The sequence below is a fragment of the Deltaproteobacteria bacterium CG11_big_fil_rev_8_21_14_0_20_49_13 genome, assembly GCA_002796305.1.
Classification (GTDB): domain Bacteria; phylum UBA10199; class UBA10199.
The window spans coordinates 39914-45917 of sequence record PCWZ01000050.1 but is presented as its reverse complement, the minus strand read 5'-3'; the positions used below and the strand labels follow the sequence as shown (position 1 = coordinate 45917).

General features: G+C 48.9%; 8 protein-coding genes, 5 tRNA genes and 1 pseudogene. All 14 read left to right on the top strand.

Going from position 1 to position 6004, the window contains the following annotated elements; genetic code table 11:
• The first annotated feature begins 204 nt into the window (after nucleotides 1-204).
• A pseudogene (locus COV46_04790) lies at nucleotides 205-960 on the top strand (23S rRNA (guanosine(2251)-2'-O)-methyltransferase RlmB).
• Nucleotides 961-1147: 187 nt separating this feature from the next.
• Nucleotides 1148-1220, top strand: a tRNA-Thr gene (locus tag COV46_04785).
• 8 nt (nucleotides 1221-1228) lie between these two features.
• Nucleotides 1229-1311 (top strand) — tRNA-Tyr (locus COV46_04780).
• Nucleotides 1312-1317: 6 nt separating this feature from the next.
• Nucleotides 1318-1391 (top strand) — tRNA-Gly (locus COV46_04775).
• A 5-nt stretch (nucleotides 1392-1396) separates the two neighbouring features.
• Nucleotides 1397-1472: transfer RNA gene (locus COV46_04770), tRNA-Thr, on the top strand.
• 1 nt (nucleotide 1473) lies between these two features.
• The gene (locus COV46_04765; protein ID PIR17319.1) at nucleotides 1474-2118 is read left to right on the top strand and encodes a hypothetical protein; all 645 of its coding nucleotides are present in this window, start codon (nucleotides 1474-1476) and stop codon (nucleotides 2116-2118) included.
• 26 nt (nucleotides 2119-2144) lie between these two features.
• Nucleotides 2145-2294 (top strand): 50S ribosomal protein L33, encoded by a 150-nt coding sequence (gene rpmG, locus COV46_04760; GenBank protein ID PIR17318.1) that lies wholly within the window; start codon nucleotides 2145-2147, stop codon nucleotides 2292-2294.
• Between the two features lie 126 nt (nucleotides 2295-2420).
• Nucleotides 2421-2496, top strand: a tRNA-Trp gene (locus COV46_04755).
• A gap of 102 nt (nucleotides 2497-2598) precedes the next feature.
• Complete coding sequence (secE, locus tag COV46_04750; GenBank protein ID PIR17317.1) at nucleotides 2599-2970, top strand: preprotein translocase subunit SecE; 372 nt, start codon at nucleotides 2599-2601, stop codon at nucleotides 2968-2970.
• Between the two features lie 8 nt (nucleotides 2971-2978).
• Nucleotides 2979-3509 carry a transcription termination/antitermination protein NusG gene (locus COV46_04745; protein PIR17316.1) on the top strand — a complete coding sequence of 177 codons (531 nt, stop codon included), beginning with the start codon at nucleotides 2979-2981 and terminating at the stop codon, nucleotides 3507-3509.
• Nucleotides 3510-3586: 77 nt separating this feature from the next.
• The gene (gene rplK / locus COV46_04740) at nucleotides 3587-4009 is read left to right on the top strand and encodes a 50S ribosomal protein L11 (GenBank protein ID PIR17315.1); all 423 of its coding nucleotides are present in this window, start codon (nucleotides 3587-3589) and stop codon (nucleotides 4007-4009) included.
• A gap of 1 nt (nucleotide 4010) precedes the next feature.
• The gene (locus COV46_04735) at nucleotides 4011-4703 is read left to right on the top strand and encodes a 50S ribosomal protein L1 (protein ID PIR17314.1); all 693 of its coding nucleotides are present in this window, start codon (nucleotides 4011-4013) and stop codon (nucleotides 4701-4703) included.
• A gap of 166 nt (nucleotides 4704-4869) precedes the next feature.
• Nucleotides 4870-5385 (top strand): 50S ribosomal protein L10, encoded by a 516-nt coding sequence (locus tag COV46_04730; protein PIR17313.1) that lies wholly within the window; start codon nucleotides 4870-4872, stop codon nucleotides 5383-5385.
• Nucleotides 5386-5513: 128 nt separating this feature from the next.
• Nucleotides 5514-5891 (top strand): 50S ribosomal protein L7/L12, encoded by a 378-nt coding sequence (locus COV46_04725; protein ID PIR17312.1) that lies wholly within the window; start codon nucleotides 5514-5516, stop codon nucleotides 5889-5891.
• The last annotated feature ends 113 nt before the right edge of the window (nucleotides 5892-6004 follow it).

Here is a 6004-nt window from a genome sequence, read left to right as displayed (position 1 = left end):
ACTATACGAAATCATAAAGAATTTAAAAGATGTTTCCGATAACTGACCACCGATAACCGATCACCAGACTTTATCAAATTGGTAAATTTATACCGGGGATGGGCGTTTTTTGACGGTTTTCCAAAACACGAATACATTTTGCCGTGAACGTTGTACAAAAAATTGCCTTGCCTCGCTGTCTAACTATCATGTAATGAAACCCAAATGGATATAATCTGCGGGATAAATTCTGTCTATGAGGCGATAAAGGCGGGAAAGAGGAAAGTCTATTCTCTTTACGTCGTTGAAGGCAAACAGAACCAGTCGATCATTGAGATCGCAGACCTTGCAAACAAGAAGGGCATCAAGACAAAACCTGTCCCAAAGGGAAAGATCGCGGACCTTACCCATGTCGAAACTAATCAGGGGATAGCCGCCGAGATCGAGTCATTTAAATATTTTGCCATCGAAGAACTTATAAATCTTATAAAAAGCAATAATGAGTCGGCCTTTATCATTATATTGGATCAGGTCCATGACCCCCACAACTTAGGGGCCATTATCAGGACAGCTCATCAAATTGGGGCACACGGTATAGTTATACCCAAGGACAATGCAGCCGATGTTTCGGCGACTACGACCAAGGTGGCTTCGGGTGCTGTGGAGTATCTTCCAATAGCTAAAGTAACAAATTTAAACTCAACCATTAAGTTGATGAAAGATAACGATATTTGGGTCGTTGGTGCGGAAGGGGAATCTCCTAAAACTATTTATGATTATGACTTCAAAACCCCAACGGCGATAGTCCTCGGGGGGGAGGGAAAGGGCCTAAGGCGCCTTGTAAAAGAGAGTTGCGATGACCTTTTGAGCATCCCTATGAAGGGTAAAATTGACTCATTTAATGTCTCGGTTGCTGGGGCCATTTTTATGGCCGAGGTTGTGCGGCAACGCTTAGGCAAGAATTGTGCCAAAAGGCCTTAAAAGTCCTTGACAACCATTCAGTTTTTCAATAACAATCCGCGAACTTTGCCATAGGTGTATGCGTGTACTTGTGAGCGAGCGACTTATTCATCCAGCGCGGGCGAAAGGGGTTTGGGAGGAATGATTGGGCGCCAGCCGGAGGCTGGCCCGCCTCTGGCGGAAGCGAGTCGTTCCCACCGTTTCTAATGCCGACGTAGCTCAGTTGGTAGAGCATCTGATTTGTAATCAGAGGGTCGGGGGTTCGAATCCCTTCGTCGGCTCAGAATTTGGAGAGGTACCCAAGTGGCCAAAGGGAGCAGACTGTAAATCTGCCGGCATCAGCCTTCGAAGGTTCGAGCCCTTCCCTCTCCACACCTTGCGGGAGTAGCTCAATGGTAGAGCTCCAGCCTTCCAAGCTGGTCACGTGGGTTCGATTCCCATCTCCCGCTCAAGGAAGGCCGACATAGCTCAGCCGGTAGAGCACCTCCATGGTAAGGAGGGGGTCAACGGTTCGATTCCGTTTGTCGGCTCAAAATGGAAGCAAGAAGCGGGATGCAAGGGGCAAGAGGCATGGAAAGAATATTTTTTATGGTTATCGCGCTGGTTTTTATTTCCGTGTCTTCATTTGCGGAAGATAGCCATGTCGCCACGCTCAAGATATCTCCTGATCTTGGAAAGACGCAGTGTGCGAGCCAGCCTGGCAAAGGCGTCACGTTGGTTTGGGGTAAGATATCTGATAAGCGCGTTAGTCCTGCGGTTGGAACTTTCAAGAAGGGAAAAGAAGAGTTCGATGTTCTATTGGCAGGTCCCGTAGATGTGGTGATAGGTGACGCGATAAAGACAGCGTTCAAGAACTGTGGATATACGATGGTTGATAAGAATGTGCCCGGTGCGGTGACAGTGAACGTCGACGTGAACCAGTTCTTTGCGGGTTCGGTTAAACGCTGGTTCACCGGTGAGACAGATGCAAAGGCATCTTTTTCTCTTCATCTGAGGAGCGAATTGTCGTCATACGATTACGATTTTGGAGCAACAAAATCGGACAAGGGGCTCCGGAAGAAGAACATTCAACGTTTGGAAGCGGTGCTGAGCGGTCTTTTAGAAGAGACCGTTCTGCAGATAGCGGAGTCGCCGACGTTGCAGAAGGAGATAGACAAGCTGGCAGGGCAACAACAATAAATAAGTGAAAAGGGAAAAGGGAAATTATGAGATCGATAATACAATTGGCGTGTGGTGAGTGCAAAAATCGCAACTATTCGACTACGAAGAATAAGACCCGTACGCCGGACAAGCTTATTCTCAAGAAATTTTGCCCCCACTGCAGAAAGCACACGGATCACAAGGAGACGAAGTAACGCGAGCGAACATCCGGCTCAGCCGGTGTGAGCGAGAGGGGTATGGGGGAAAGGAGCAGTAAGCGATGAATCCGGCTTTGCCGGTTCAGATCGTGTGGGTTTGGGGGGTACTCCCCCCATATAAATAGGGGAGTAGCTCAATTGGAAGAGCACCGGTCTCCAAAACCGGGGGTTGCAGGTTCGAGACCTGTCTCCCCTGCAAATTTTTTGCTGTAGGCGAAAAATTCGTTCGCCGCGAAGTTTGGCGGACAACAGGGATGGTTGAAAGGTAGTTCATAAAGTAGTGGAAAAGTTGTGAGGAGATATGGACAATAAAAAGATCGTGAACGGTGCATTCGTAGGTATCGGGGTCATCGTCTGGATATTCGTCAAGCAGATCGTTGACACCATCTGGGGAATTGTGAAGTTTCCCGTTCCTCAGGACTGGCCCTTTACCCCCGCGGATCTTTTCGGCACTATCGCGGCGGTAGCGGCTTTTGTAATGATCAAGAAGAACCAAAGAATCAACAGGTTCTCGAACGAGGTCCTTGCAGAGCTCTCAAAGGTCACATGGCCACCGAGGAAGGAGACCCTTCTTTCTACGGTTGTTGTCTCAGTTATGGTCGCCATCTGCGCTGTGATACTTTTCGGCTTTGATACACTTTGGGGCACTTTGGTTAAGATATTATATCAATAGAGGTCAATATGGCAAAGAACTGGTACGTAGTTCACACATATTCAGGCTACGAGCAGAAGGCGAAGCAGGCGCTGTTGGAAAAGATCAAGAGTGCGCGGGCCGAAGATCTGTTCGAGGAGATACTCATTCCTTCGGAAGACGTTGTCGAAGTGAAGAAGGGTTCAAAGAAGACGACCAAGCGCCAGTTCTTCCCGGGTTATATCCTAGTCAAGATGGATCTGAACGAAAAGACATGGCACATCGTCAAAGGAACACCGAAGATCACCGGTTTTGTGGGCGGTTCGCTTAATCCCCCCATGGTTCCGGAAGAAGAGGTGGCAAGGATCACTAAGCAGATAGAGGAAGGCACGTTAAAGCCCAAGCCAAAGGTCCAGTTCGAAAAGGGCGAGGATGTAAAGGTCGTAAACGGTCCTTTTGCCACGTTCTCAGGCACAGTTGATGAAGTGAACAGTGAAAAAGGAAAACTAAGGGTGATGGTCAGCATATTCGGCAGATCAACCCCCATTGAACTTGAATTTACGCAGGTAGAAAAGGTCTGATTTAGGCATGCTACGGTAGCACGTTAAAAGATCGTGCGCTTCTTACCGCGGAAGGCCGAAGGATAAAAGGTGAGGTTATGGCAAAAAAGATTACGGCACAGATAAAACTTCAGTGCCCGGCAGGATCGGCTAACCCAGCGCCCCCGGTAGGCCCGGCGCTCGGTCAGCACGGCGTGAACATAATGGAGTTTTGCAAACAGTTCAACGCCAGGACGCAGAGTCAGGCGGGAATGATCATCCCCGCTATTATCACTGTCTATCACGATAGAACCTTTTCGTTCATCTTGAAGACACCCCCCGCTTCAGTCCTTCTTAAGAAAGAGGCTCAAGTTGCTAAGGGGTCAGGCGTGCCCAACAAAGAAAAGGTTGGCAAGGTCACAAAGAAACAATGCGAAGAGATAGCAAAAATAAAGATGCCCGACCTTAACTGCACGAATCTTGAATCGGCAGTTCTGCAGATCATGGGTACGGCCCGCAGTATGGGATTGGAGGTTGTATAATATGTCATCAAAAAATTATGAAAAAAGCCTAAAACTGGTGGACGACCAGAAGAAATATTCCGTCGAAGAGGCGTTCGGCATTCTCGATCAGTTCGAGAAGGCAAAGCACGATGAAACGGTGGATGTCGCCATTCGTTTGGGTGTTGACCCGAAGCAGTCCGACCAGATGGTAAGGGGAGCTATTCCTCTTCCACACGGTCTTGGCAAAACGCTTAAAGTTGTCGTCTTTGCAAAGGGCGAAAAGGAAAAAGAGGCCCGCGATGCAGGCGCCGATGAAGTTGGTAGCGATGAGCTCGTAGCAAAGATTCAGGGCGGCTGGATGGATTTCGACAAGGCAATAGCCACGCCGGATATGATGGGCGTTGTCAGCAAAATTGGTAAGATATTAGGCCCCAGAGGTCTTATGCCAAACCCTAAGCTTGGAACCGTTACATTTGAAGTTGCAAAGGCGGTCAAGGAATCCAAGGCCGGCAGGGTGGAGTTCAAGGTCGAAAAGGCGGGCATTATCCATGCACCGATCGGCAAGCGCTCTTTTGGAGCAACCAAGCTCAGAGAGAACTTCATAGCTCTTTTTGAAGCCGTTTTGAAGGCGAAACCATCCTCATCAAAGGGTACTTATGTCAGAAGCATCGCCATTTCTGCCGTGACAAGCCCCAGCGTAAAGATAAACGTTGGCGCTTTGGCAAAGGTATAATAAGGAGGAGGAAGGATTTTGTTTTGAGGGGAGGCGGTCGTTCCCCCCTGATATGATGTTACTAGCGAGCGAGAATCTGGCTTTGCCAGTTCGAGTGAGAGGGGTTTGGGGGGAAACGCCGAGGGTTTCCGAGGCGGTCGTTCCCCCCATCTGAATAGGAGAATTTATGAATCGCACACAAAAACAAGAAACGGTCAAGACATTCACCGAAAAGGTGAAGAACGCCAAGGCCTTTATTCTGGCAGATTATTTGGGACTAACCGTCGCGCAGATGACCAGCCTCAGGCGCAAGCTTGACAAGGACAAATCATCGATGAGGGTGGTAAAGAACCGCCTTTTTAAGCGCGCATTGAAGGACCTGTCCATCGAAGGCCTCGATACGTTCCTTAAAGGGACCGTAGCGATGGTCTATTCGAACGATGATCCTATCCTTCCCGCAAAGGTACTTGCACATTTTGCGAAGGATAATGAAAAGCTTAAGATCAAAGCGGGCTTCATGGATAACAAGGTCATGACGGCAAAGATGTTGCACGAAATCGCATCGCTTCCGTCGCGTGAGATCTTGCTCGCAAAGCTCCTTGGCACTATGAACGCACCTGCAACGAACATCGTTGGGGTCATTGCAGCGGTTCCAAGACAGCTGGTAACGGCATTGAACGCAATAAAAGAGAAAAAACAATAATTTCACTTAAATGGCCGCTCTACTAATAGAGTGGTCGCCCATTTAACCGTACCTTGGTGACTTGCCCCGATCGAACGGAGTGAGTCGAGGGGTTCGGAGGTATCTGGGGTGGAAAGCAGGAGGATAATATGTCAGTATCAAGAGAACAGATAGTCGAGGCGCTCAAAGGGATGACCCTTTTGGAGGTCTCGGAACTCGTGAAGGAACTCGAAACGACCTTCGGCGTGTCGGCAGCGGCACCGGTAGCAATGGCAGTAGCCCCAGGCGCGGCAGGCGCAGCAGTAGAGGAAAAAACAGAGTTCTCGGTTGTGCTAACAGACGCAGGCGCTAACAAGATCAATGTCATTAAAGAACTCCGCGTTGTGGTAAGCGGACTCGGCCTCAAGGAGGCAAAAGACCTGGTCGAAGGCGCGCCCAAGACGATCAAAGAAGCGGCATCCAAGGATGAAGCTGCAAAGATCAAGGCCGCTCTCGAAAAAGCAGGTGCAAAGATCGAGATCAAGTAAAGAGATTATGGCAGATGTCGGATGTCAGAGGTCAGAATTCAGACCCCTGACGTCCGGCGCCTGACCTTCGTGTTGTGTGTTTTTATAATTAAGTTTACCAGTAAACATTAATG